General features: G+C 70.0%; 20 protein-coding genes. 10 read left to right on the top strand and 10 right to left on the bottom strand.

Features of this window, described 5'->3' with window-relative positions; genetic code table 11:
- Nucleotides 1–14: 14 nt before the first annotated feature.
- The 4 genes from AB0B61_RS24865 to aceB all read right to left on the bottom strand — a co-directional run bounded on the left by AB0B61_RS24865 (nt 15) and on the right by aceB (nt 5,588).
- A complete protein-coding gene (locus AB0B61_RS24865) occupies nt 15–1,232 on the bottom strand; it encodes a heterodisulfide reductase-related iron-sulfur binding cluster (RefSeq protein WP_358436056.1) in 1,218 nt (405 codons plus the stop codon).
- 27 nt (nt 1,233–1,259) lie between these two features.
- The gene (locus AB0B61_RS24860; RefSeq protein ID WP_358436053.1) at nt 1,260–2,453 is read right to left on the bottom strand and encodes an FAD-binding oxidoreductase; all 1,194 of its coding nucleotides are present in this window, start codon (nt 2,451–2,453) and stop codon (nt 1,260–1,262) included.
- Entirely contained in the window at nt 2,453–3,904 is a 1,452-nt protein-coding gene (locus AB0B61_RS24855; RefSeq protein WP_358436051.1) for an FAD-linked oxidase C-terminal domain-containing protein, read from the bottom strand. The genes AB0B61_RS24860 and AB0B61_RS24855 overlap by 1 nt, the downstream gene beginning before the upstream one ends.
- A gap of 106 nt (nt 3,905–4,010) precedes the next feature.
- Nucleotides 4,011–5,588, bottom strand: coding sequence for a malate synthase A (gene aceB / locus AB0B61_RS24850; RefSeq protein WP_358436049.1), 1,578 nt, complete (start codon nt 5,586–5,588; stop codon nt 4,011–4,013).
- 155 nt (nt 5,589–5,743) lie between these two features.
- Here aceB and AB0B61_RS24845 point away from each other — a divergent pair, with 155 nt between their 5' ends.
- From AB0B61_RS24845 to AB0B61_RS24825, 5 genes are all read left to right on the top strand, one after another.
- Complete coding sequence (locus AB0B61_RS24845; RefSeq protein WP_358436046.1) at nt 5,744–6,433, top strand: DUF4097 family beta strand repeat-containing protein; 690 nt, start codon at nt 5,744–5,746, stop codon at nt 6,431–6,433.
- An 83-nt stretch (nt 6,434–6,516) separates the two neighbouring features.
- A complete protein-coding gene (gene hflX / locus AB0B61_RS24840; RefSeq protein ID WP_357656194.1) occupies nt 6,517–7,929 on the top strand; it encodes a GTPase HflX in 1,413 nt (470 codons plus the stop codon).
- A gap of 454 nt (nt 7,930–8,383) precedes the next feature.
- Complete coding sequence (locus AB0B61_RS24835; protein ID WP_225290705.1) at nt 8,384–9,592, top strand: amidohydrolase family protein; 1,209 nt, start codon at nt 8,384–8,386, stop codon at nt 9,590–9,592.
- 2 nt (nt 9,593–9,594) lie between these two features.
- Complete coding sequence (locus AB0B61_RS24830; protein WP_358436044.1) at nt 9,595–10,407, top strand: DegV family protein; 813 nt, start codon at nt 9,595–9,597, stop codon at nt 10,405–10,407.
- Nucleotides 10,408–11,011: 604 nt separating this feature from the next.
- On the top strand, nt 11,012–11,653 hold the full coding sequence (locus AB0B61_RS24825; protein WP_358436041.1) for a ComEA family DNA-binding protein: 642 nt from the start codon (nt 11,012–11,014) through the stop codon (nt 11,651–11,653).
- A 27-nt stretch (nt 11,654–11,680) separates the two neighbouring features.
- On the opposite strand, the gene AB0B61_RS24820 is transcribed toward AB0B61_RS24825, so the two are convergent.
- A complete protein-coding gene (locus AB0B61_RS24820) occupies nt 11,681–11,854 on the bottom strand; it encodes a hypothetical protein (RefSeq protein ID WP_358436038.1) in 174 nt (57 codons plus the stop codon).
- Here AB0B61_RS24820 and AB0B61_RS24815 point away from each other — a divergent pair.
- Entirely contained in the window at nt 11,847–14,684 is a 2,838-nt protein-coding gene (locus AB0B61_RS24815) for a ComEC/Rec2 family competence protein (protein ID WP_358436035.1), read from the top strand. The genes AB0B61_RS24820 and AB0B61_RS24815 overlap by 8 nt on opposite strands.
- Nucleotides 14,685–15,331: 647 nt before the next feature.
- On the opposite strand, the gene AB0B61_RS24810 is transcribed toward AB0B61_RS24815, so the two are convergent.
- The 4 genes from AB0B61_RS24810 to AB0B61_RS24795 form a co-directional block, all read right to left on the bottom strand.
- Complete coding sequence (locus tag AB0B61_RS24810) at nt 15,332–16,222, bottom strand: hypothetical protein (RefSeq protein ID WP_358436032.1); 891 nt, start codon at nt 16,220–16,222, stop codon at nt 15,332–15,334.
- Complete coding sequence (locus AB0B61_RS24805) at nt 16,219–16,497, bottom strand: hypothetical protein (protein WP_358436029.1); 279 nt, start codon at nt 16,495–16,497, stop codon at nt 16,219–16,221. The genes AB0B61_RS24810 and AB0B61_RS24805 overlap by 4 nt, the downstream gene beginning before the upstream one ends.
- 304 nt (nt 16,498–16,801) lie before the next feature.
- On the bottom strand, nt 16,802–17,629 hold the full coding sequence (locus AB0B61_RS24800; RefSeq protein ID WP_358436026.1) for a helix-turn-helix transcriptional regulator: 828 nt from the start codon (nt 17,627–17,629) through the stop codon (nt 16,802–16,804).
- A gap of 213 nt (nt 17,630–17,842) precedes the next feature.
- On the bottom strand, nt 17,843–18,400 hold the full coding sequence (locus tag AB0B61_RS24795; RefSeq protein ID WP_358436023.1) for a TetR/AcrR family transcriptional regulator: 558 nt from the start codon (nt 18,398–18,400) through the stop codon (nt 17,843–17,845).
- 73 nt (nt 18,401–18,473) lie between these two features.
- Here AB0B61_RS24795 and AB0B61_RS24790 point away from each other — a divergent pair, with 73 nt between their 5' ends.
- From AB0B61_RS24790 to AB0B61_RS24775, 4 genes are all read left to right on the top strand, one after another.
- Nucleotides 18,474–19,169: an alpha/beta hydrolase gene (locus AB0B61_RS24790; protein WP_358436020.1), complete on the top strand. Its 696-nt coding sequence runs from the start codon at nt 18,474–18,476 to the stop codon at nt 19,167–19,169.
- Between the two features lie 147 nt (nt 19,170–19,316).
- On the top strand, nt 19,317–20,774 hold the full coding sequence (locus AB0B61_RS24785; RefSeq protein WP_358436017.1) for an ankyrin repeat domain-containing protein: 1,458 nt from the start codon (nt 19,317–19,319) through the stop codon (nt 20,772–20,774).
- Between the two features lie 57 nt (nt 20,775–20,831).
- Nucleotides 20,832–21,803: a DNA polymerase III subunit delta gene (gene holA / locus AB0B61_RS24780; protein WP_358436014.1), complete on the top strand. Its 972-nt coding sequence runs from the start codon at nt 20,832–20,834 to the stop codon at nt 21,801–21,803.
- Between the two features lie 121 nt (nt 21,804–21,924).
- Nucleotides 21,925–23,070, top strand: a complete 1,146-nt coding sequence (locus AB0B61_RS24775) for an epoxide hydrolase family protein (RefSeq protein ID WP_358436011.1) — start codon at nt 21,925–21,927, stop codon at nt 23,068–23,070.
- A gap of 50 nt (nt 23,071–23,120) precedes the next feature.
- On the opposite strand, the gene AB0B61_RS24770 is transcribed toward AB0B61_RS24775, so the two are convergent.
- Nucleotides 23,121–23,612, bottom strand: coding sequence for a MarR family transcriptional regulator (locus AB0B61_RS24770; RefSeq protein ID WP_358436008.1), 492 nt, complete (start codon nt 23,610–23,612; stop codon nt 23,121–23,123).
- Between the last annotated feature and the right edge of the window lie 11 nt (nt 23,613–23,623).

Genomic DNA, 23,623 nt, shown 5'->3' with positions numbered 1-23,623 from the left:
CAACCCCCGTCCGGTCAAAGAGACACCCCGCGCAGCGACGCGTCCAGCACCTCGGCCGTGTGCGCCACCCTGATCCTGGCGCCGCCGCGCCGCATCGCGGCGGCGATCTGCATCGTGCAGCCAGGATTCGCCGACACCAGCAGCTCCGCGCCCGTCGAGGCTACCGACTTGGCCTTCCGGTCGCCCAGGTCGCGGGCCGCCTCAGGCTGGAAGATGTTGTACGTCCCGGCCGAGCCGCAGCAGATGGCCGACTCCGGCACCTCGCGCAGGTCCAGCCCCGGGATCGCCTTCAGCAGCTCGCGCGGCTGGGCCCGGATCCCCTGCGCGTGGGCCAGGTGGCAGGCGTCGTGATAGGCCACCGTGACGGGCAGGGGATGCCGCTTCGCCACCGGTCCCAGCTCGACGAGGTATTCCGACAGGTCCAGCACGCGGAACCCCGGCTCGCTGCCCAGCAGCTGCCCGTACTCCTTCATCGACGACCCGCACCCGGCCGCGTTGACCACGACCGTGTCCACCCCGGCCCGGGTGAACGTCCTGACCGTGCGCCGCGCGAGCCGCCTGGCCTGGTCCTCGCGCCCCGAGTGCACGCTGAGCGCCCCGCAGCACCCCTGGCCGGGCGGGATGACGACGTCGCAGCCCTCCAGCGCGAGCACCCGCGCGGTGGCCGCGTTGACCTGCGGGAAGAACTCGCCCTGCACGCACCCGGTCAGCATGCCGACCACGGCCCGGCGCGGCCCCCTGGCCCGGACCAATCGCGGTATCCGCTGCCTGCGCCCGACCCGGGGTGCCAGCCCCGCCATCGCCCCGAGGCTGGGATGCACCCGCTCCAGGAACGGCGCCATCCGCTCGGCCAGCCCCAGCCCGGGGCGCAGCAGCCGCAGCCTGCGCGGGTAGGGGAACAGGCTGAACACGATCTCCCTGACCGCCCGCTCGCGCGGCTCGCGCACGTGGACCCGCTCGACCTCGGCCCGCGTCTGCTCGATCAGCCGGTCGTACTGGACGCCCGACGGGCAGGCGGTGACGCACGCCATGCAGCCGAGGCAGGCGTCGAAGTGCCCGGCCATCTCCGGTGTCACCGGGGTGCCCTCGACGTGCTGCTTCATCAGGTGGATCCGGCCGCGCGGCGAGTCCATCTCCTCGCCCCACAGCGTGTACGTCGGGCAGGTGGGCAGGCAGAACCCGCAGTGCACGCAGTCGTTGATCAGCTTGGGGTCGATGCCGCCGGACGTCATGCCAGATGCCTCCTGGTTACCGCTCACTCAGATGCCGCCGATGAACCGGCCGGGAGACATCCGGCGATCCGGGTCGAACCGCTCCTTGACCCGCCGCATCAGCGGCAGCGCGCTCACCGGTCCCCAGCGGTCCACGCTCTCGTACGGCGCGGCCAGCACGGTCACCCGGCCGCCCACCGGCGTCAAGCGCTCCCGCAGGCCGGACACGAGACCCGCGAAGTCCGCAGGCGGTTCAGCCGTGGGCTGGAGCCAGGCCCGGCCCGCGACGGGCGAGCCGCGCAGGGAGAGCCCGGTGTCGCGTACCTCCGCCAGGACGTCGCCCGTCCGCGCGGGCGGGAACCGCAACTCGATCAGGAGCTCGTCGTCGCTGATCAGCCCCCACCAGGCGGGTGCCTCCTCCGTGACGGCGCCCGCGCCGATGGCCTCGCGCAGCGCCTCGGCCCGTTGCCCGGCGGCCGAGCCCTCGACCAGCACGGCCAGTGTGATCGGCGCGTCGCCGCCGGGCCAGTCGAGCTCGACCGCGCTCGGCTCGGCCTGCGCGGCGGCCAGCATCGCGGTCACCTCCTGAACGTGCCGCTGGGCGAGCTCGGTCACGACATAGCGGCGGTCGGCGGGCAGCGGGTGCAGCCGGAACGTGGCCTCGGCGATGACGCCCAGGGTGCCGTATGAGCCGGTGAACAGCTTGCCCAGGTCGTAGCCCGCGACGTTCTTGACCACCCGGCCGCCCGACTTGGCCACGGTCCCGTCCGGCAGCACGACGGTGATGCCGATGAGCAGGTCGCGGGCCGTACCGTAGCGGAAGGCGCGCGGCCCGGCCGTCGCGGCGGCCAGCGTGCCGCCGACCGTGGCGCCCTCGGCGAACGGCACGTCCAGCGCCAGCTCCTGCCCCTGCTCGGCGAGCGCGTCCGCCAGCGCGTCCATCATCACCCCGGCCTGGGTCTTCACCACGAGGTCGCCCGCGGCGTGCTCGACGACCTCGTTCAGGCAGCACAGGTCGAGCAGGACGTCACACCGCTCGGGCGGGTGGCCCCAGTGCAGCTTGGTGCCGCCGCCCACGGGCACGACCGCCAGGCCGGCCCCGGCGCAGGCACGCAGCACGGCCGAGATCTCCTCGACCGACTCGGGCAGGGCCACCACACCCGGTCGCACGCCGCCCACGACGTCGTCCGGCCCGGCCTCCCTGACCGTCACGCCGGTCCGCTCCAGCCCGTCCATCTTCATCAGAACTGCTCCGCCTGCCCCGAGGCGACCAGCGGATGGACGCCCTTGCGCACCCCCGGCACCTCCCCGCACAGGCGCGGCGTGGGGAACACCTTGCCCGGGTTCGACAGGCCCTTCGGATCGAAGGCGCAGCGGACGAGCTGCATGGTGTCGAGATCGGCCGCGGAGAACATCCTCGGCATGTACTTCGCCTTGTCCACGCCCACCCCGTGCTCCCCGGTGATCGACCCGCCGTGCTCGATGCACAGGTCGAGGATGGCGCCCGAGACCGTCTCGGCCCGTTCGCCCGCCCCCGGCTCCGTGTCGTCGAACAGCACCAGCGGGTGCAGGTTGCCGTCGCCCGCGTGGAAGACGTTGGCGACCCTGATCCCGTACTCCTCCGACAGGCGGTCGATGGCGGCCAGCACCTTCGGCAGCGAGGTGCGGGGCACCACGCCGTCCTGCACGATGTAGGCGGGGCTGATGCGGCCGACGGCCGCGAACGCCGACTTGCGGCCCTTCCAGATCGCCGCCCGCTCGGCCGGATCGTCGGCCGTACGCAGCTCGAACGCCCCCGAGCAGATCTCCTGAAGCCGGGCGAACTGCCGGACGACCTCCCGCTCCGGCCCGTCGAGCTCCACGATCAGCACCGCGCCCGCGCCCTCGGGATAGGAACAGGCCACCGCCGCCTCGGCCGCCTCGATGGCCAGCGCGTCCATCATCTCGATCGCCGCCGGCACGATGCCGGCGCCGACGATGGCCGACACCGCCTGCCCGCCCTGCTCGATGCTCTCGAAGGCGGCCAGCACCGTCGTGACGGCTTCGGGGGCGCGGCTCAGCCGTACCGTGATCTTGGTGGCGATGCCCAGCGTGCCCTCCGAGCCGATGAACGCCCCGAGCAGGTCGTAGCCCGGATCCATCCGGTCGAGGGTCACCAGGTCGCCGTCGGGGGTGACGATCTCGCAGGCTTCGATGTGGTTGACCGTGAAGCCGTACTTGAGGCAGTGGGCGCCGCCGGAGTTCTCCGCCACGTTGCCGCCGATCGAGCAGACCTGCTGGCTGGACGGATCGGGGGCGTAGTAATAGCCCTGGTCGCGGACCGCCTCGGTGATCGCCAGGTTGGTGACGCCCGGCTCGACGACGGCCCGGCGGTTGGGCAGATCGATCTCCAGGACGCGGCGCATCTTGGAGGTGACGATCAGCACGCCGTCCTGGCGGGGGAGCGCCCCACCGGACAGACCGGTGCCGGAGCCGCGGGCCACGAACGGGACCCCGAAGTCGTTGCAGGCGCGGACCACCCCGGAGATCTGCTCGGCCGTCTCGGGCAGGACGACGACGCCCGGCGTGGCCCGGTGGTAGGTCAGGCCGTCGCACTCGTAGGTGCGCAGGCGTACCGGGTCCGTGATCACCGAGTCGGCGGGCAGCAGCGCGCGCAGCGCGGCCGTCAGCTCGTCGAGCGGCTTGTCGACCATGGCGCCCCCCTTCTCCCGGCCCATCCTTGGTCATACCCGGTCGATCGCACTACCTTTCGGGATATATCCGGCGCTTACACGCCGGATATATCCCGAAATTTCATGACTACGGCATGCGGGCATACGCGGGCAGCGTCAGGAACTCGGCGAAGTCGTCGTCCAGCGCGACTTCCTTGAACAGCGCCGTGGCCTGCGCGTACAGCAGCTCGTCGTAGCCCGGCTCGGCCGCGATCTTCGCCAGCTCCTCCGCGATGATCCGCTCGACCAGCTCCTTCGTCACCGTCGCGCCCGTGTCGGCGAGCGTGATGTCGTTGTGGATCCACTGCCAGATCTGCGAGCGGGAGATCTCCGCCGTGGCCGCGTCCTCCATGAGGTTGTGGATCGCCACCGCGCCGAGCCCGCCCATCCAGGCGGCCAGGTAGCGCAGCGCCACGTCCACGTTGCCGCGCAGTCCGGCCTCGGTGATGTCACCCGGCGTCTCGGAGACCGCCAGCAGGTCGGCGGCCGAGACCGAGACCTCCTCGCGCGTGCGGTCGAGCTGGTTGGGCCGCGAGCCGAGCACGCCGTCGAACACCTCGCGGCAGATCGGCACCAGGTCGGGGTGCGCGACCCAGGAGCCGTCGAAGCCGTCGCCCGACTCGCGCGTCTTGTCGGCGCGCACCTTCTCCAGCGCCGTCGCGTTGACCTCGGCGTCGCGCCGCGAGGGGATGAACGCCGCCATCCCCCCGATCGCGTGCGCGCCCCGCTTGTGGCAGGTCCGCACGAGCAGTTCGGTGTACGCGCGCATGAACGGCGCGGTCATGGTGACCGCGTTGCGCTCGGGCAGCAGGAACTCCCGGCCCCGGGTGCGGAACTTCTTGATCACGCTGAACAGGTAGTCCCAGCGGCCCGCGTTGAGCCCCGCCGAGTGCTCGCGCAGCTCGTACAGGATCTCCTCCATCTCGAACGCCGCCGGGTACGTCTCGATCAGCACGGTCGCCCTGATCGTCCCCTGCGGGATGCCCAGCAGCTCCTGGGCGCGGACGAACACCTCGTTCCAGAGCCGCGCCTCCAGGTGCGACTCCATCTTCGGCAGGTAGAAGTACGGGCCGCGCCCCTTGTCCAGCTGCCGCTGGGCGCAGTGGAAGAAGTAGAGCCCGAAGTCGAACAGCGAGGCCGACACCGGCCGCCCGTCCACCAGGGCGTGCTTCTCGTCGAGGTGCCAGCCGCGCGGCCGGACCACGATCGTGGCCAGCTCGGTGTCGGGCTTGAGCGCGTACGTCTTGCCGCCGGTCTCGAAGTCGATCGTCCGGTCGAGCGCGGCGCGCAGGTTGAGGTGGCCGCCGACGCAGTTGGCCCAGAGGGGGGAGTTGGCGTCCTCGAAGTCGGCGAGCCAGACCTTGGCCCCCGAGTTGAGCGCGTTGATCGTCATCTTGCGGTCGACCGGGCCGGTGATCTCGACCCGGCGGTCCTCCAGCCCGGGAGCCGGCGGCGCGACACTCCAGTCGCTCTCCCTGACCTCCTTGGTCTCCGGCAGGAAGTCGAGCCGGCCGCCCGCCGACAGCTCCGCCTGCCGTACGCGCCGGGCTTCCAGCAGCTCCTGGCGGGTCGCGTCGAACTCCCGCTGCAGGCTCTCCACGAAGGCGAGCGCCTCCGGTGTGAGGACCTCGTCGAAGCGGTCGAGCATCGGGCCGGTGATCTCCATATGCCCCTTCTTCCATGATGTGGAAAATTGGTTCTGGATTATGGAAGTGAAGCTACTTCATGGGTGGTCCCCGGTTCAAGGTGGGGGTCCCCTGGGGGAGGGTCAGGGGGAAACCCCGATGTACGGCATGCCCTGTGGACGCGAGGATCTGTCTCATGAAGACGATCGTGATCGCGGGTGGCCTCCTCGCCTCGGCATTACTGCTGACGGGCTGCGGGTTGAAGGACCTGGCCGGCCCGACCAACCAGGACACCGTCACGTACCAGGTCACGGACAAGGTCGCCAAGCTGCAGCTCAAGAGCGGCTCCGGCGACACCGTGCTCACCGAGTACGACGGCGCCGCGGTGCGGGTCACCGAGACCCTCCATTGGCGTAACGACAAGCCGAAGGCCGAGCACAAGGTCGACGGCGACACGCTCTCCGTGTTCTACAGCTGCCCCAAGGGCTGGGACAGCTGCAGCGTCGACTACAAGATCGAGGTCCCCAAGGGTCTTCAGGTCGACGCCGAGGCGGGTTCGGGTGACATCGCCATGCGGCAGCTGACCGGGCAGATCGAGGCCAACGCCGGCTCGGGGGACGTGGACGCCAGCGGTCTCGGGACCAAGAAGATCTTCGCTGAGGCCGGCTCCGGCAGCATCGACCTGAAGTTCGCCGTCGTGCCCGACAGCGTCGAGCTGAAGAGCGGCTCCGGCGACGCCACCCTGCGGGTTCCGGCCGGTGCCTATGATGTGAAGACCCAGGTTGGATCGGGCGACGTGCAGGTCTCGGTCGACAAGGACCCGGCCTCTCCGCACAAGGTGTCGCTGACCACGGGCTCGGGAGACGTAAGCGTGTTGCCGGGATAACCAGGTGATGGCATGAGGGATGTCATGTCACCATCGGGGAAGACACTCCGGTGTTCAGACGTTGCCTATTAGAGATGACACGAATGCACGAATACTCCGCGCTTGACGAGTTCGACACCGACGGTATGGACCTCGAGGAGCGCCAGGCACTGCGCCGCGTGGCGGGCCTCTCCACCGAACTCCAGGATGTCTCCGAGGTCGAATACCGGCAGCTGCGGCTCGAACGGGTCGTCCTGGTCGGCGTCTGGACCTCAGGCACGGCGGAGGACGCCGAAAACTCCCTGCTGGAGCTGAAGCTCCTGGCCGAAACGGCCGGTTCGGAGGTCCTGGAGGGCCTCATCCAGCGCCGCCAGAAGCCCGACCCCGCCACGTACATCGGATCGGGCAAGGCGCTCGAGCTCCGCGACGTGGTCGAGTCGACCGGCGCCGACACCGTGATCTGCGACGGCGAGCTGGCCCCCGGCCAGCTCCGCCAGCTGGAGGAGACGGTCAAGGTGAAGGTCATCGACCGCACCGCGCTGATCCTCGACATCTTCGCGCAGCACGCCAAGAGCCGTGAGGGCAAGGCACAGGTCGAGCTGGCCCAGCTCAGCTACCTGCTGCCCCGCCTGCGTGGCTGGGGTGGCAACCTGTCCCGGCAGGTCGGCGGACGCGCCGCGGGCGGCGTCGGCATCGGCGGCCGTGGCCCCGGTGAGACCAAGATCGAGCTCGACCGGCGCCGCATCCGCGAGCGCATGGCCAAGCTGCGCCGCCAGATCAGCGGCATGTCCACCTCGCGCGACACCATGCGCCACCGGCGCAGTCGCCGGGAGGTCCCGGCCGTCGCGATCGCGGGTTACACCAACGCCGGCAAGTCCTCGCTGCTCAACCGCGTCACCGGCGCCGGTGTGCTGGTGGAGGACGCCCTGTTCGCCACTCTGGATCCGACCGTACGCCGGGCGCACACGCCTGACGGCAGGCTGTTCACGATCGCCGACACGGTCGGCTTCGTGCGCCACCTGCCGCACCAGCTGGTCGAGGCGTTCCGCTCCACGCTGGAGGAGGTGGCCGACGCCGACCTGATCCTGCACGTGGTCGACGGCGCTCACCCCGACCCCGAGGGTCAGCTCGCCGCCGTACGCGAGGTCTTCGCCGACATCGAGGGCGCCTCCGACATCCCCGAGATCGTGGTGATCAACAAGGCCGACGCCGCCGATCAGGAGGTGCTGGACCGCATCGCCAGGCGCGAGCGCGACAGCATCGTGGTCTCGGCGCGCACCGGTGCCGGCATCGCCGAGCTGATGGCGCTCATCGAGCGTGAGCTGCCCAGGCTCGACCACGAGGTGGTGCTGCTCGTGCCGTACGACAGGGGTGACCTGATCTCGCGGGCCCACAAGGAGGGCGAGGTGCTCTCGGTGGACCACGTCGCGGAGGGCACGGTCCTGCACGCGCGCGTGCTCCCGAGTCTGTTCCAGGAGCTGGAGCGGGCCGGCAAGCCGGTCGAACGCGTCTCCTAGCGTCCCTTGGCGGGCAGCTCTTAGCGGTCTCTTGGGGGCCAGAACCCCTAAAATCACTGCGGAGCTGCCCAAAGGCGGCAGTGGTCCCTGAACGCTGGGATTGCTAGGATAAGCCGAGTCTTACGACACTAATGGCACGGGTTTCAGATGATCGCTGCTGCGAGTCAGGTCGCGTGCGGGGGCCACAGGGGATCGATGGGGCTGAGTGGCGGTTGGGATGAGTGGGCTTCTTTCCGAATAACCCTGTACAGCAAGCCCACCTGTGAAATAACGTAACTGAACTGAAATCGCCGGATCATGAGTCTGGCGATACGGTCACCGCACAGCCATACGCGGATGAGATCAGGAGACCCCCCATGTCGTCCGGACCCGGAGCCGACTCAGTGGGCGCGGCGGCAGCCGTGCGCTGCTGGGCACCGCGCTCAGCTGGGGGATCCCGCGGGGCGGTGATGCGGTGACCGTTCGGCTCCTGACCAACATCGGCCGCCTCTGGACCGGCAACGAGGTCCTCAGCAACGCGGCCATCCTCGTACACAACGACCGGATCGCGTGGGTCGGGCGGGCGCCCGACCTGCCGCAGAGCGTGCCCGGCGTCGTCGACGACATCGTCGACGTGGACCACGTCGAAAACCTGGGCGGCGCGCTCGTCACGCCCGGTCTCATCGACGCGCACACCCACCCCGTCTACGCGGGCAACCGCTACGCCGAGCTGGCGATCCGCACCGGCGGCTCCACCTCCTCGGCGATCACCGCGGCGGGCGGCGGTGTGGGCTCGACCGTCACCGTGACCCGCGGCACCGACCCGTGGACCCTGTGCAACGGCGTACGCGAGCGGCTTCGTGGCTGGCTGCTCAGCGGCACCACGACCGTCGAGGCCAAGACCGGCTACCACCTCACCCGCGACGGCGAGCTCGCCGACGTGCGGCTCCTGCGCGAGCTGGAGAAGGAGCCGATGATGCCGCGGGTGCACGTCACCTTCCTCGCGGCGCAGGTGGTGCCGCCGGAATACTTCGGCCGGCAGCGCGAATACGTCGAAGCCGTGGGCGCCTGGTGCGCCGACGCGGCCGCCGCCGGCGCTGACAGCGTGGACGTCTACTGCGACGAGGGCCACTTCACCACCGAGGAATCCCGCTGGGTCCTCGCCTCTGGCCGCAACGTCGGCCTGCTGCCGCGCATCCACGCCGGCCTCTACAGCCGCCGCGGCGCCGTTCAGCTGGCCGCCGAGCTCGGCTGTGCCTCCGCCGACGGGCTGCACCACATGTCCGAAGAGGACATCGCGATCATGTCCCGCTACGGCGTGCCCGCCGTGGTCTGCCCCGCGACGGCGCTCCAGCGCGGCCACCTGCCGCCGGTCCGCCAGATGATCAAGCACGGTGTGCAGATCGCGCTCGGCAGCGACCACAACCCCGGCTACTGCGGCATCACCTCGATGTCCCTGGTCATCGCGATGGCGGTGTCGGCGTTCGGGATGAGCGTCAACGACGCGCTGCGGGCGGCCACGCTCGGCGGCGCCACCGTGCTGGGCGCGCCCGACCGCGGCGTGCTGGCTCCCGGCCGCCTCGCCGACATCGTCCAGTGGGACGCCGACCACGAGGGCGCCTTCGCCTGGTCCTTCGGCCTCAAGCCGCGCCGGGTCTGGCGGGGTGGCACTCCGGTCCAGTAGTAATGCCGTCATCGGTGTTCGTGGTCACGGATTCAACTGCTTACCTGCCTCCGGTGCCTGGTGTCGCTGTCGTACCCGTACAGGTGACTTCCGGCGGCCTTTCGTACGACGAGGACTCCTTCACCGGTGATCTGTCGTCGGCGACCACGTCCAGACCCGCACCCGCGCACTTCGCCTCGTGCTACTCATCGCTGGCGGCCGACGGCGCTTCGGCCGTGGTCTCAATACACCTTTCCGGCGATTTTTCCGGCACAGCCACCGCCGCCCTGCTGGCCGCCAAGGAGTCGCCGATACCGGTGGAGGTCATAGACAGCCGCTCGATCGCCATGGGCCTCGGCTACCCGGTGCTCGCCGCCGCCCGTACGGCCGCGGACGGGGGCACGCCGGCGGAGGTGGCGGCGGCGGCCCGGCGGTGCGCGTTACGGACCCGGACGTACTTCTACGCCGACACGCTGGAATACCTGCGGCGAGGCGGCCGAGTTGGGACGGCGGCCTCGCTGGTGGGCTCGGCGCTGCTGATCAAGCCGTTACTGCACCTGGTGGATGGACGGGTCTCACTGCTGGAGAAGGTACGGACCGCGACCAGGGCCATCGCCCGGTTGGAGGACCTGGCGGTGGCCGCCGCGGCGGGGGAGACGGAGGTGAGGGTCGCCGTGCAGCACCTGGGGGCGCTGGGACGGGCGGAGGGGCTGGCCGAACGGCTGGCCAAGCGGCTGCCTGGGGTGGTGGAGATGCGGGTGGTGGAGGTCGGGGCGGTTGTCGGAGTCCATGTGGGTCCCGGGATGCTGGGACTGACGGTGTCGTCGGCCGACTAGGGCGGTGTCTCCGAACGTTCGCCGGGTATCTCGTTCCCCCGCTGGGGGTGTCCGTCCATGGGGGCCTTTGCCACAACGGGCGGTCTTCATTCGCTCCCCCGTAAGGGGTTTCCCTCCATTGGGACATCAGCCACGACGGACCGTCACAGGGATTGAGACCGTCGTCTGACGGCCCAACTTCTTCGTCCACAGGACCGCTTGACCGTGGCTCGCTTATCCCCAGAACCTCGTTCGCCCGCCTGCGGCCCCCTGCTGGTCTCGTACGTTCGCTGGCGTGCGCAACCACGATGCGACAGCCGAGCGGACCATCGCCGAGTCCCGCCTACGGTCGCTCACCAACCCCAGCCTGCCCGGCGGCGCACTCCAACACCCACACGACCCGCCTCCGCAGCCCGGCCAAGCCCTGCCCGAGCTCTGGCCGGGCCCAGCCCTGCCCGAGGCGCCCGTCTGGCCAGACCGAGCCCTGCCCGAGGCACCCGTGAGGCCAGGTCGAGCCTCGCATGGGGCGCCCGTGAGGTCAGGCCGCGCTCCTACCCCGCACGAGCCGATTCAGAGATCTGGCCGTGGGGCGGTCCCTCACGACCCGACTCAGAGGCCTGGCCGAGTGGCGGCTCCGATCCCGCCTTCGTTCGAGGCCTTTCGCCAGGCCGTTACCGCCAAGCCGCCTGCCTCGCTCGACCCCGGCCGACCGGGGCTGCGCATCCTGATCGTCCTGGCCGTCCTGACCGCAGTGGTGGCAGGCGTGATCGCGTGGCGCTCCCAACCCACCCCAGAACCCCTCCCCGCCCCACCCCCCAGCCCGCCGGTATCCGCCGCCCCATCTCCCACGGCCAAAGTGACCGTCCACATCACCGGCAAGGTCCGCAAGCCGGGCCTCTACACCCTCGCGACGGGAGCCAGGGTGGCCGACGCGGTGACAGCCGCAGGAGGCCCCGTCCGCAGCACCGCCATGTCCTCGGTCAACCTCGCCAGACGCCTTGTAGACGGCGAACAGATCGTCGTAGGCGCTCCGCCGGGCTTCCCACCTGGCCTCACCTCAGCCGACCCCGCCACCACAACCCTCGACCTCAATACGGCCACCCCCGACCAACTCGAACAACTCCCCGGCGTGGGCGAGGTCCTGGCGGCTCGCATCGCCGACTTCCGCACCGCACACGGCGGCTTCACCAGCGTCGACCAGTTGCGCGAGGTCAGTGGCATCGGCGCGAAGAAATACGAGGAGATCAAGGGAAAGGTCCGCATCTGACATGCCCCAGGATCTTTCCCCCTCATCTCACTCCTGGTCCCTGGCCCTGCCCGCCCTCGCCGCCTGGGCCACAACTCTCACCCTCCTGAACTTCTCCCCGACCACAAGCCTGATCGTCTCCGCAGTGGCCACCGTGTCGGCCACCCTCACCCTCCTGAACTTCTCCCGGACCACAAGTCTGATCGTCTCCGCAATGGCCACCGTGTCCGCGCTCCTGACCCTCCCCAGACTTTCCCGCCTCCTCCAAGTGGGCTCACCCAGATGGATCGTGTCCGGTCGCACTTCCTCGGGAGCGGTTCAGGGGTCCGCCCGGCGGCTCTGGCGCAACGTGGTCATCGCGACTCTCACCTGCGTCGCCGCGACCTCAGCCTCAGTGGCCCTGCGCGTCCACGCCGTGAGCACAGGCCCGGTGGCAGCCCTGGCGACTCGCGGAGCAGAGGTCACCGCCCAGATCACCCTCACCGACGACCCAAAGATCAGACGCCACCGAGGCGGACGCTTCACCCAGGACCGCATAGTCGTCCCCGCCACCCTGACCGTCCTTCAGACCCCGTCCAGCCTTCAGACCCCGTCCAGCCTTCAGACCCCGTCCGGCCTTCAATCGCCGCTTCGGCGAGGTGCGGCCGGTAGAGCAATCGCGGTGAACACCCCTGTCATCGTCTTCGCCCAAGGCCCCGAGTGGAGCAGCCTCCTCCCGAGCCAGAGCCTGGAAGTAACCGCTCGTCTGGCCCAGGCAACCCCAGGCGATCTGATCGGCGCCGTCCTCCTCGTACGAGGGCCACCACGCGTCCTCACCGCCCCGTCATGGATCCAAGCCGCGGCAGGCACCCTCAGAGCAGGCCTACGGACGGCCGCAGACGTACTCCCGGCAGACCAGCGCGGCCTCCTCCCAGGCTTGGTCGTGGGCGACGTCTCCCGCATGGACCCACAACTCACCGCCGACCTCAACGAAGCAGGCCTGAGCCATCTGAACGCGGTAAGCGGCGCGAACCTCGCGATCGTGGCAAGCGTCGTCCTGGCCCTCTCCCGCCTGGCCGGTTTCCCGCTCGCCCTGAGAGCCGTCCTCGCCGCCATCGCGATGATCGCCTTCGCCGTGGTGGCCAGACCGTCGCCCAGCGTCCTCCGAGCCCTGCTCATGGGCCTGACCGCCGCCATAGCCCTGGGCACCGGCCGGGCCAAGGACGGCGTGGCGGCCCTGTCGGCGTCGATCCTGCTGCTCATCCTGTTCGACCCCGAACTAGCCCATTCGTACGGCTTCGCCCTGTCCGTGTTCGCGACCGCCGGCATCCTCCTCCTGGCTCCCCGCTGGCGAGCCCATCTCACTGGCGCAGACCCGGAGGAAACCCCCGCAAGCGCCGACACCCACGACGACTTCGCCGCCGAGAACCCCACCCCCACCCGGGCCGACGATGCCAGCCGTCACAGCGACTCGACACCATACGGTGCTGTCGCGTCCGATCCAGCGGGCCGTGGTGTGGTCGAGTCCGGTTCGGCAGGTCGTGGTGCTGTCGCATCCGATTGGGTCATTGGTGGCGCGGCCACGTCTGGTTCGGCGGGTCGTGGTGCCGTCGGGTCCGGTTCGGCACCATGCGGCGCCGTCAGGTCAGACTCGGTACCTCGCGATGGCGTCGCGTCTGGTTCAGCCGTTCACTCGGCCGCTGATTCGGCCGCGTTTGGTGCCTTCGCCTCCGACTCGGCACCGCACAGTGCCAATGCCGACACACCCGATGTCGTCCTCGAGTCCGAGGAGCCGCCGCCCTCTGCTCCGATTCGCTCATCGCCAGGACGAGGTCGGCGCCGTCTGCGGCTGCCTCGGTGGGCGGCGGAGGCGGTGGCCGTGTCCGCGGCGGCGCAGGTCGCTGTGACACCGGTTCTCGTGCTGATGTCCGGCCAGCTGACCCTGGTGGCCATACCCGCCAACCTCCTGGCGGGCCCGGCAGTGGCGCCGGCGACCATCCTCGGGTTCGTCGCCGCGCTGGTAGCTCCCATATGGCCGCAGGCAGCTCAGTGGCTGGTCATCCCGGCAGGGTACGCCGTGGGCTGGATCATCATGGTCGCCCAATGGGCCGTGAGCATGCCACTCGCCATGCTCCCGTGGCCGGGCGGTCTTCTGGGACTCGGGCTTCTGATGGTCGCCATGGCCGTGGTGATCCTGGTGCTCAGACGTCGTACCTGGAGAACGGCGGCCCTCACGATGGCCGGTGCGGCTCTCGTGGTCGCGCTCGTGGTTCGCCCCATGGCCAAGCCGTGGCCGCCTCCGAACTGGCTGATGGTGGTCTGCGATGTCGGTCAGGGCGACGGCATGGTGCTGGCGGCCGGTCCCGGTCGTGGCATCGTCGTCGACACCGGCCCGGACCCCGTCGTCATGGATCGCTGCCTGCGCAGGCTGGACGTACGCGACGTACCCCTGCTGCTCCTCACCCACCCGCACGCCGACCACGTGGACGGGCTCCCCGGCGTACTCAGGAACAGGCGCGTCGGCGCGGTCATCGTCAGCCCGCAACGTGTCGCCCCGCAGGAGAGCAATCGCATCGCGACCATCCTCGCCCGCCACCGGATCCCCGAATGGACACCTCCCTCGGGCAGTCGCTGGCAACTGGGCCCGTCCGAGATGACCATCCTCGCCCCCGACCCGGCCCAGGGTGACACCGAGGGCCAAGGCGAGGGTAGCTTGATCAACAACTCCAGCGTCGTGGCCCGCGTACGCTGGCGAGCTGGCTCGGCCCTCCTGAGCGGCGACATCGAAACCGAGGCCCAAAACGCGCTGCTGCGGCGCCTCGCCCCGCGAGCGGACGTACTCAAGGTCCCGCACCACGGCTCGCGGCGACTGGACCCGGCCTTCTTCGCGTCCGTAGGCGCTCGCGCGGCGCTGATCAGCGTAGGAGCCGACAACGACTACGGCCATCCGGCTCCGTCCACGATCGCGCTGCTGCACCGCCTCGGCGCCCGCGTCTACCGAACCGACCGCTCAGGCGACATCGCGGTCATCGACCAGGACGGACAACTGGCAGTGGTCGCTCGCGGCCCGTAGTCGGCACCGGTCCGTTCCAGCCTGCCGTTCTGGGGGCGCTGGAACCGTGATGGGTGTAGCTCTTCCGTAGTGACTGATTGATCTGTGGGCGAAGACGGGTTGGACGGTGCCTTTCCGTGGTCTCCAGCGGGCACTAGCGCGGCCGGCGGCGCGGCAGGCGCCGCCGCAGTGGCGGTCACCTGGCCGACCGCCCGTCCCGTGCAGCCGCTGGAGCCTACAGGGCCATGCACAGCCTGGCGGGATCGGATCTCGCGGACCAGCACCGGCTGAGAAGGCGGCGGCCGGGGTGTCCATGGAGGCTGCGTCCGCCAAGGTTGCCTCCGCCAAGGCTGTGTCCACGGAGGGGTGCGTCCACCGAGGGTGCGTCCACGGAGGGTGCGTCTGCCAGGGCTGCGTCTACCGAGGGAGGAAATGACGCCTGCCAAAGCAAAGGCGCCCGCCCAGGCGAAGGGCGCTCGCCCCCCTCCCGGCGGGCGCCCCTTGTCTGGGCGGGCGCCTCCGGCGCGGGCTCAGCAGGTAACACGGCTCAGCGCATTTGCAGCTCAGCGCATACAGGGCTCAGCACGTCAGTGGTTCGGTACGTCGGTGGCTTGGCACGTCAGTGGATCGGTACGTCAGCGGCTCGGCCGGTGAGTGGCTCAGCACCGTCACAGTGATTGCCGATACGCGAGCCACGTCCTCCCCGCGTCCGCCGTCCTGGCCCGGAACTCGCGCCTCTCCTCCGGCCCGTACCGAGCCTTGTAGGTGCGAAATCGCGTCCACAGGGCGGCCAGCCCGATCACCGCGTCCGGCGGCGCGGACGACCATGACGGTACGCGGGACAGCAGCTCGTCCACCTCTGCTGGAGTGTGTCCGGCTTCGACGAGATGGGGGGCGAGCATGGCCGCGTCGATCCAGGCCGCGCCCCGAGCGGAGAACGACCAGTCGATCGCGTACACGCGTCCCTGCGAAATGAGCATGTTGTTCGAGCCGAGGTCGTAGTGGAGCAGTGTGTTGCCGCGGAGGTCGCGTGGTTCGAAGCGTTCGATGGCGGTGTCGTACAGGTCACGGTCCGCCGGGATGCCCTTGTCGCGCAGGTGGGAGTGCTTGGCCAGGAGCGGCAGGATGTTGTCGATGACCGGCGCCGCTCCCCTGGGACAGGGCGTGAGCAGGGCGCCGAGCAGGGAGACCGTGTCCAGGACGGCGGGCAGGTCGGGGGAGCCGGGTGTCAGGTCGACGTGGCGGCTGTTGTCGTTGATGTACTCGAACACGGTCACCAGCCACCCGTCCTGCTGCCCTCGCCACAGCAGGTGGGGTGCGGGAGTCTCGTCGGGCAGCACGTTCGCCGTCCATGACTCCGTACGGTGTGCCTTGGCAGCGGGTCCGGACGCCTCGACGGCCTTGATGAACACGCTGTGGTTCTCGGTCTGGAGCCGAGCTGAGACACCGGGCATGGTGCTTTCGCCGGCGGGCTCCGCCTTGATGACCGGGCCGCCGCATTCGAGTTCTACCGTTTCGCGCACGCTCGCCGGGAGGTCTTCCCACTGCTGCCGGGTCATCGTAATCCTCCATTTCCGGAGTCGTCGGCGCAGCCCGAGTACCACTGACCGCGTCCGCCGTCTGCGATCCGCAGTTCGGCGTCGGGCGGGAGAGCGGGGGTGCGCATGGTTTGTGCGGTGGCGCCGACTGGCTCGGCCGTGGGGCGGAGCGCCTCCCCGGCCAGGTCGTCGGCGCCATGGTCGCGTGCGACTCGCTCGACCGACCGATCGAGCGGGCCCTGGTTGATGAGGTCGCACGGGTGGCTCAGGGCCGACGGGTCCAGCAGGGGGATCATTGCCGTGCTCCAGCTGTGCGGCGGACGTGCGGAGGCGTCCGCGATAAGTGCGGATGGGCGTCTGGTGGTGGTGTCCGCGGGTCGCGCGATCGGATGTGCGGAGATGTTCACAGGTAATGCGGGCCGGTGTGCGGAGGGGTCCGCAGGTAAAGCAGTGGGGGACACAGCGACTTCCTCACGGAGGTGGTGCTTGCTTGCGGCGGCCGGGGGTTGGAAGTCCGGAGCCTTCCGGCCGCCGCGAAGTGGTCCGCCTCGAAGGTACGAATCCGCGTTGTGGCCGCTCAAGTAAGTTTCGAAAAGTTTCTTAAAGATCTGGGCGAGCCGCGTCGATACAAGACAGCGCGAGCGGCCCGTAGACGGCCACTTCAGCCAGTGCGGTAAACGCTTTCTCGTAGACGGCGACATCGTCCGGTTTCTTGATCCGGAACTGCGCGGCCACACCGTCCACCCGAACCTCGGTGGCGTCGTACAGCCAGAAGTTCTCCGGCGGCATGACGGGTGGTTTTCGGCTGTACGGCAGGATGCCGAGGCTGACGTAGGGATTGTCCCGGGTATAGGTGGCCAGCCGGTCGAGTTGGGCGTTCATCCCGGCTGGGTTCACCATGGGGGTGCGCAGCGTCTGCTCGCCGAGGACGAACACGAAGCGCCGTACGCCACCGAGCGACTGCTGCTGCGCCATGCGCGCCGCCACCGCTCGGTCCAGGTCATCGGTTATGCCGCGGAAGGAGATGATCGTGGACAGATGGGCGCGGGCGTACGCCTCGGTCTGCAGCAGGCCGGGGACCGTGGAGTGCTGCCACACGCGTAATCGGGTCGTGCGCTCGTACAGCGGGATGAACGCCTCCTGGACCTGGCCCAGTCCGTTCCGCTCCAGGCGGCGCCATTCGGTGTAGAGCGTGTCGATATGGCGGGCGGCGGCGAGCAGGTCGGGTATTTCGTGTTCGGCTCCGCAGGCGGTGGCCCAGGCGCGGATATCGTCGTCGCTCGGGACCTGCTGGCCGTTCTCGATCTTCGAGATGCGGGACTTACGTCCGCGCCATCCCATGGCCTCGGCCAGGCGGTCGCCGGTCATTCGCCGGCCGCCATCGGTGTGGGCGGTGCGCAAATCCTTTAGCCTGATGGCGAGCGACATTCGCGCTTCCATGATTGTGCTGTGACTTGTCATGGGCCACCTCAGCTCGGGTGATGGAGTTTGCTTCGAAGCTACGCCCGGGTTCGGCCCTCCGTCTGTAGGGTTTCTTGAAAATCATGGAGAAACCATTGAGTACGTTTCGGACAGATGTGACCGTTGCTTTCGGCGAAACAGCAGCGACTCAGGTCGGGCCAAGTCGGCGGCCCGCAGGTCTCACCGCGCGCGGAGCAGGTCGAGGAAGGCGGTGAAGGCCGCATCGGTGCGGGCGGTGTCGCCGGTGGCGTCGGTGTCCATGAGGAGCCCGCGGACAACGGCGAGCGCGGTGGTGGCCAGTGCGGGTGCGGCCGCGCCATGGCGGGCGCGCAGCCCCTGTTCCAGGACCGCGAGCCAGTCGGTGGTGGCGGCCCTGCGGAAGTCGGGCCACAAGGCCTGCCCGTCGGGCGTGTTGTGGACGGTGCCGAACAGGCGCAGGTAGGGCGCGCCCTCAGGGCCGCTCAGCACCCGCCAGGCTCGGGCGAGGGTCTCCTCGTACGGTTCGTCCCTTGGCGCGAGCGCTTTTCCGAAGAAGTCGAGCTGTCGTCGCCGGGCCTCGTCGAGCACCTCACGTAGGAGCCGTTCGCGAGTGCCGAAGTGGTAGATGAGCATGCGCGCCGTGGTGCCGGCGGCTTCGGCGAGCGGGGTCAGACTGGTGGGCAAGCCGCGCGCCAGCACGTGGTCGGTGCAGGCGTCGAGGAGCGACCTTCTGATGTCGGGCTGTGGCTTGCGTCCCATGACCTTCCTTTGACGTAATGCTCGTTACGCATATTATCGTGCCCAACCGATAGGGAAGATCCGGGAGGTCACGGTGCGGGTGGTGTTCGTCCACGGGGCGTGTGTACGTGACGGGGCATGGTGGTGGCACCGGGCCGCCGGCGAGCTGGAGGCGCGCGGCGTCCGCAGCTCCGCTCCGCCGCTGCCGAGTTGCGGGGAGACGGGGCGCGTGCCCAGCGGGAAAGGGCTGACGTTGGCGGACGATGTGGCGGCCGTGCGCGAATGGCTGGCGGCGGACAAGGAGCCGACGATCGTGGTCAGCCACAGTTATGGCGGTGTGGTGGCCGGCGCCGCGGCGATGGGGCTGCCCCAGGTGCGGCATCTGGTGTACATCGCCAGTTTCCTCCCTGAGGTGGGCGAGAGCCTGGCATCGTTCGGTGACGGGACGCCCGCGCCGTACCTGGACTTCGGTCCTGACGGCACCTTCGGCGTCCACGCCGAGCTCGCCACGCGGACCTTCCTGCAAGACTGCGACCAGGAGGCGGTGGAGCAGGCGCACGCGCGCTTGGTACGGCAGAGCGCTGCCGTCACCACCGCGCCGGTCCAGGCCGCCGCTTGGAAACAGATCCCCTCCACCTACGTCGTGTGCGCGCAGGACAACGGCACCCCTCCAGCCTTGCAGCGCGCCCAGGCCAAGCGGGCCACGCGCGTGGTCGAGGTGGCCACGGGTCACCACCCCTTCCTGGCCCAGCCGAATGTCGTCGCCGAGCTCGTCCTCGATCTGACCTGAGCAACGGCGTAGGGTAGGTGTGCGCGCTCAGGGCGCCACCGGTCCGCGGACAGGGCTAAGCCCACCTGATGCTCATCGAACGACCCGGCCCGACCTCTTTTCCGGCCTGATCATGCGGACGCCAGGCCAGACGGAAAGGAGGCCCTCGTGCCCATCCATCGCCTGCCCGACAACCCCAGCCTCGAACGGCTCCGCAAGCAGGCCAAGACGCTCCTCCAGTATGCGAAGGCGGGAGTTCCCGAGGCGCTCGGGCTCGTCGCCGAGTTCCATCCCCGGACGCCGGAGACGCTCAAGCTGGCCGACGCGCAACTCGTCACCGCCCGCATGTACGGCTTCGCGAGCTGGCCCAAGCTCAAAGAACACCTCGGCACCGTCGAGCGCTACTCCCGCTCGCCGCACCGGGTCGCGCCGAGCCAGGAGTTGCCGGAGGAGTTCCTGCGGCTCGCCTGCCTCACCTATGGCACGGACTACCCGGGCCGGACCGAGGACGCCGACCTGCTGCTCGGCCAGCATCCGCAGTTGTCCACCGCGAACGTCTTCACCATGGCGGCCACCGGCTCGGCCGATGCGCTGGCCGACGTGCTGGCCGGAAATCCGGGGCTCGCCCGGGCGCAGGGCGGACCGTTCGGGTGGGAGCCGCTGCTGTACCTGGCCTACGCGCGGCTCAAGGCTCCCGGCCGGTACGTGGCAGCGGCCCGGCTCCTCCTCGACCATGGCGCCGATCCGAACGCCGGATTCCTGTGGGACGGGCTGACCTCCCCGTTCACCGTGCTCACGGGCGCATTCGGCGGAGGAGAGGGCCACCAGCCACCGCATCCGCAGGGCCTGGCGCTGGCCAGGCTGCTGCTGGAGGCCGGGGCGGACCCCAACGACAGCCAGACGCTCTACAACCTCGGGCTCGGCGGCGCCCGCTCCGACGACACCGCCCACCTTGAGCTGCTGCTGGAGTTCGGCTTGGGCCGGGGCGCGGGCGGCCCGTGGCATGCCCGGCTGGGTCCGACGCTGCAGTCCCCGCAGCAGATGCTGCGCGACGAACTGGCCACCGCCGCGCTGCGCGGCGGCCCGCGGCGGGCCCGGCTGCTCCTGGCACACGGCGCGGAGATGGACGGCCTGGGCGGGCATCCGGCGTACGGCGGGCGCACCCCCTACGAGCTCGCCCTGCTGAACGGGCACACCGAGATCGCCGAGCAGCTCGCCGCGGCCGGCGCCTCGGCGGTACTGGACGAGATGGAGGCGTTCACCGCCGCCTGCATGCGCGCCGACGCCGACGCGGTGGCCGGGTTCGGCCCGGAACCGCTGGCGCGGGCGCTCGAACGATTCCCTGGGCTGATCATCAGGGCTGCCGAGCAGCGCAAGCCCGCGGCGGTACGGCTGCTCGCCGGTCTCGGCTTCGGCGTGAACCACCTGCATCAGTCCACCCCGCTGCACGCGGCGGCCTGGAACGACGATGTCGAGACGGCCAGGACACTGATCGAGCTCGGCGCCGACCCGGCGATCAAGGACACCACGTACGACGCGACCCCGCTCGGCTGGGCCGAGCACGGCGGCATGCACCGCGCGGCGGCGTACCTGCGAAGCCTGGGAGAAGAGTCCAGTACGACGTGATCGGCACCGCCGCCGTCGAGTACCCGCTTGTCGGTGTCGCATGGCATGCTGCACGACATGGCGGCAACAGACCCAGCACTCGTGACCTTGGTCGTCGGCGACGAGGAGCTGCTGGCCGAGCGGGCGGTCAGCGAGGTGGTCGCGGCGGCGCGGGCGGCCGAGGGCGGTGCGGAGGTGCACGATCTGATCGGCGGGAAGGTGGCGCTGGGGGAGCTGACCCAGCTGACCTCGCCGTCGCTCTTCGGTGATCGTTCCGTGGTGGTGATCCGGTCCGCGCAGGATCTCGTCAAGGACGTCATCGCCGAGGTCGTGAAGTACGTGGCGCAGCCCTCCGACGACACCGTGCTCATCCTGGTCCACCCGGGCGGGGTGAAGGGCAAGGCGCTGGTCGACGGGGTCAAGAAGGCGGGGGCGCGGGTCGTCACCGTCAACAAGGTCACCAAGGCCGGGGAGCGGCTCGACTTCGTCAAGGGCGAGATCAAGCGGGCGGGTCGCGGCATATCGAGCGACGCCGCGCAGGCACTGCTCGAGGCGGTGGGCAACGATCTGCGGGAGCTGGCCGCGGCCTGCAACCAGCTGGTGTTCGACACGGAAGACAAGACGATCAACGCGGCGGCCGTGGCCCGCTATCACAAGGGGCGGGCCGAGGTCACCGGGTTCAATGTGGCCGACTCGGCGCTCGAGGGGCGGCTGGCCGAGGCGCTGGAGCAGCTCCGCTGGGCGCTCGGCACCGGGGTGGCCCCCGTGCTGCTGGTGAGCGCGCTGGCGGGCGGGCTGAGGGGCCTGGCCAAGGTCGGCGGAGCGCCGCGCAACCTCAGAGGCGGGCAGTTGGCGAGCCACCTGGGCATGCCGCCGTGGAAGATCGACCGCGTCAAGCGGCAGCTGAACGGCTGGGGCCCGGAGGGCCTGTCCCGCGCCATCCAGGCGGTGGCCGACGCCGACGAGCAGGTCAAGGGCGGCGGCGCCGACCCGGCGTACGCACTCGAACATACGGTGCAAGTGATCGTCGCCAACCGTACGGGCCGGTAGCTGACACGGGTCGATAACTGAAAACCCGCCCCGATAACCAATAGTCCGGTAGCCGGCGCCCCGGTAAGGTCGCGAAGCGTCGGAGGGCGATGGGCGCCTCCTGTCGGTTGGCGGAGGATATGTGAGCTGGTCGCCGTTTCGTATCGAGGTGCCGGACGACGTGCTGGACGACCTGCGGAACCGGCTGCGTAATACGCGGTTCGGCGACCCCACGCGGCCAGGGGAGCAGGCGTGGCAGGGTGGCGCGGATCCCGGCTACCTACGTGACCTGGTCGGCTACTGGGCCGAGGGATTCGACTTCCGGGCCCGTGAGGCCGAGCTGAACGCTCTGCCACACGGCATGGCGCACATCGACGGCACCCGCACGCATTTCCTGAAGATCCCCGGCAACGGGCCCGCGCCCATGCCGTTGCTGCTGAGCCACGGGTGGCCGAGCAGCTTCATGGAGATGCTGCCGCTGGCGGCCCGGCTGGCCGACCCGGGACGGTTCGGGGGCGATCCGGAGGACGCGTTCGACGTGGTGATCCCCTCCATGCCCGGCTTCCTCTATTCGGAGCTGCCCGCTGAGCCGCTGACCAGGGCGGCGATGGCGCGGACGTTGCACGCGCTGATGACCGAGGTGCTGGGCTACGAGCGTTACGGCGCGTTCGGCGGTGACATCGGAGGCGCGGCGACCGGGTGGCTGGGGGCGCTCTATCCGGAGCAGGTGATCGGGATTCACCTGATCCACCCGCCGTTCCCGGCCTCGCTGGAGGTTCCGCCGCTGTCGGCGGAGGAGCAGGCGTTCCTCGACGCGGAAGCCGTCTATGACGAGGGTGACGCCGGCTACAGCTCCATCATGGGCACGCGGCCTGACACCATCGCCGCCGCGCTGCTGGACTCGCCGGTCGGGCTGGCCGCGTGGATCGTGGACAAGTACCGCGACTGGAGCGACTGTCACGGCGAGGTGGAGACGCGCTTCGACCGGGACACCCTGCTGACGATCTTCACCCTCTACTGGGCGACGGGCTCGATCGGCACCTCGTTCAGGCAATACTTCGACTTCGAGCACAACTCCGCGCGGCCGGCCATCACCGTGCCCGCGGCCGTCACACTGAGCCATGAGCCGGTGATGGCCGACTTCCCGCGCACGCTCGCCGAGCGGGCCCTCACGGACATCCGGCACTGGAGCGAGCCCGGCAGAGGCGGCCACTTCCTGCCCCTGGAGGAGCCGGCCCTTCTCCAGGACGAGCTGACGAGCTTCTTCCGCGAACTCCGCCGCACCTGACCGGCTGCGGCTGAGAGACACCGGCGCACCTGATCGGACGCGGCTCAGCGTCAGCGGGTGGATTCCACGTTCACCAGGAGGCGTTTGAGCAGGCCGTCCAGGGTCGCCTGCTCCGCCGGATCCAGCACGTAGACCATCGCGGCCTCCACCTCCCCCCGGATCCGCATGGCCTCCGTCCACAGCTCGTGCCCCCGGTCCGTCAGCTCCACGTCGACCCGGCGGCGGTCGTCCGTGCTGCGCAGGCGGCGTACCAGGCCCGACTTCTCCAGTGTGTCGAGGCGGCCGGTCATCCCGGCGGGCGACAGCATCAGCTCCGCTGCCAGCTCCGAAGGCGTCGCGGAGCCCGACCTGGCCGCCAGCCGATGCAGCGTCTCGAACTCGAAGTCCTGCATCCCCACCTCCGCCAGCGCCGCCTCCTTCGTCTGGCGCAGGTGCTTGACGAGGAGCTGCATGCGCGTCACGACCGCCTCCACCCGCTCGTCGTACGGCGCCTTGCCCCGCCACCGCGCCAGATGCCGATCAACAGAGTCTCCGGAGCTCATCGAATCCACCC

The organism is Nonomuraea sp. NPDC049158 (assembly GCF_040648335.1).
GTDB lineage: Bacteria > Actinomycetota > Actinomycetes > Streptosporangiales > Streptosporangiaceae > Nonomuraea.
The sequence above is the reverse complement of the archived record's forward strand: the minus strand, read 5'-3'. Positions and strand labels throughout refer to the sequence as shown.

Excerpts from the sequence above, each read along its gene's own strand:
- AB0B61_RS24855 (WP_358436051.1), bottom strand. The coding sequence starts at position 3,904 with ATGGTCGACAAGCCGCTCGACGAGCTGACGGCCGCGCTGCGCGCGCTG.
- AB0B61_RS24770 (WP_358436008.1), bottom strand. The coding sequence starts at position 23,612 with ATGAGCTCCGGAGACTCTGTTGATCGGCATCTGGCGCGGTGGCGGGGC.
- AB0B61_RS24805 (WP_358436029.1), bottom strand. The coding sequence starts at position 16,497 with ATGATCCCCCTGCTGGACCCGTCGGCCCTGAGCCACCCGTGCGACCTC.
- holA (WP_358436014.1), top strand. The coding sequence starts at position 20,832 with ATGGCGGCAACAGACCCAGCACTCGTGACCTTGGTCGTCGGCGACGAG.
- AB0B61_RS24795 (WP_358436023.1), bottom strand. The coding sequence starts at position 18,400 with ATGGGACGCAAGCCACAGCCCGACATCAGAAGGTCGCTCCTCGACGCC.
- AB0B61_RS24810 (WP_358436032.1), bottom strand. The coding sequence starts at position 16,222 with ATGACCCGGCAGCAGTGGGAAGACCTCCCGGCGAGCGTGCGCGAAACG.
- AB0B61_RS24830 (WP_358436044.1), top strand. The coding sequence starts at position 9,595 with ATGCCGTCATCGGTGTTCGTGGTCACGGATTCAACTGCTTACCTGCCT.
- aceB (WP_358436049.1), bottom strand. The coding sequence starts at position 5,588 with ATGGAGATCACCGGCCCGATGCTCGACCGCTTCGACGAGGTCCTCACA.
- AB0B61_RS24800 (WP_358436026.1), bottom strand. The coding sequence starts at position 17,629 with ATGTCGCTCGCCATCAGGCTAAAGGATTTGCGCACCGCCCACACCGAT.
- AB0B61_RS24860 (WP_358436053.1), bottom strand. The coding sequence starts at position 2,453 with ATGAAGATGGACGGGCTGGAGCGGACCGGCGTGACGGTCAGGGAGGCC.
- AB0B61_RS24865 (WP_358436056.1), bottom strand. The coding sequence starts at position 1,232 with ATGACGTCCGGCGGCATCGACCCCAAGCTGATCAACGACTGCGTGCAC.
- AB0B61_RS24845 (WP_358436046.1), top strand. The coding sequence starts at position 5,744 with ATGAAGACGATCGTGATCGCGGGTGGCCTCCTCGCCTCGGCATTACTG.
- AB0B61_RS24815 (WP_358436035.1), top strand. The coding sequence starts at position 11,847 with ATGGCCACCGTGTCCGCGCTCCTGACCCTCCCCAGACTTTCCCGCCTC.
- hflX (WP_357656194.1), top strand. The coding sequence starts at position 6,517 with ATGCACGAATACTCCGCGCTTGACGAGTTCGACACCGACGGTATGGAC.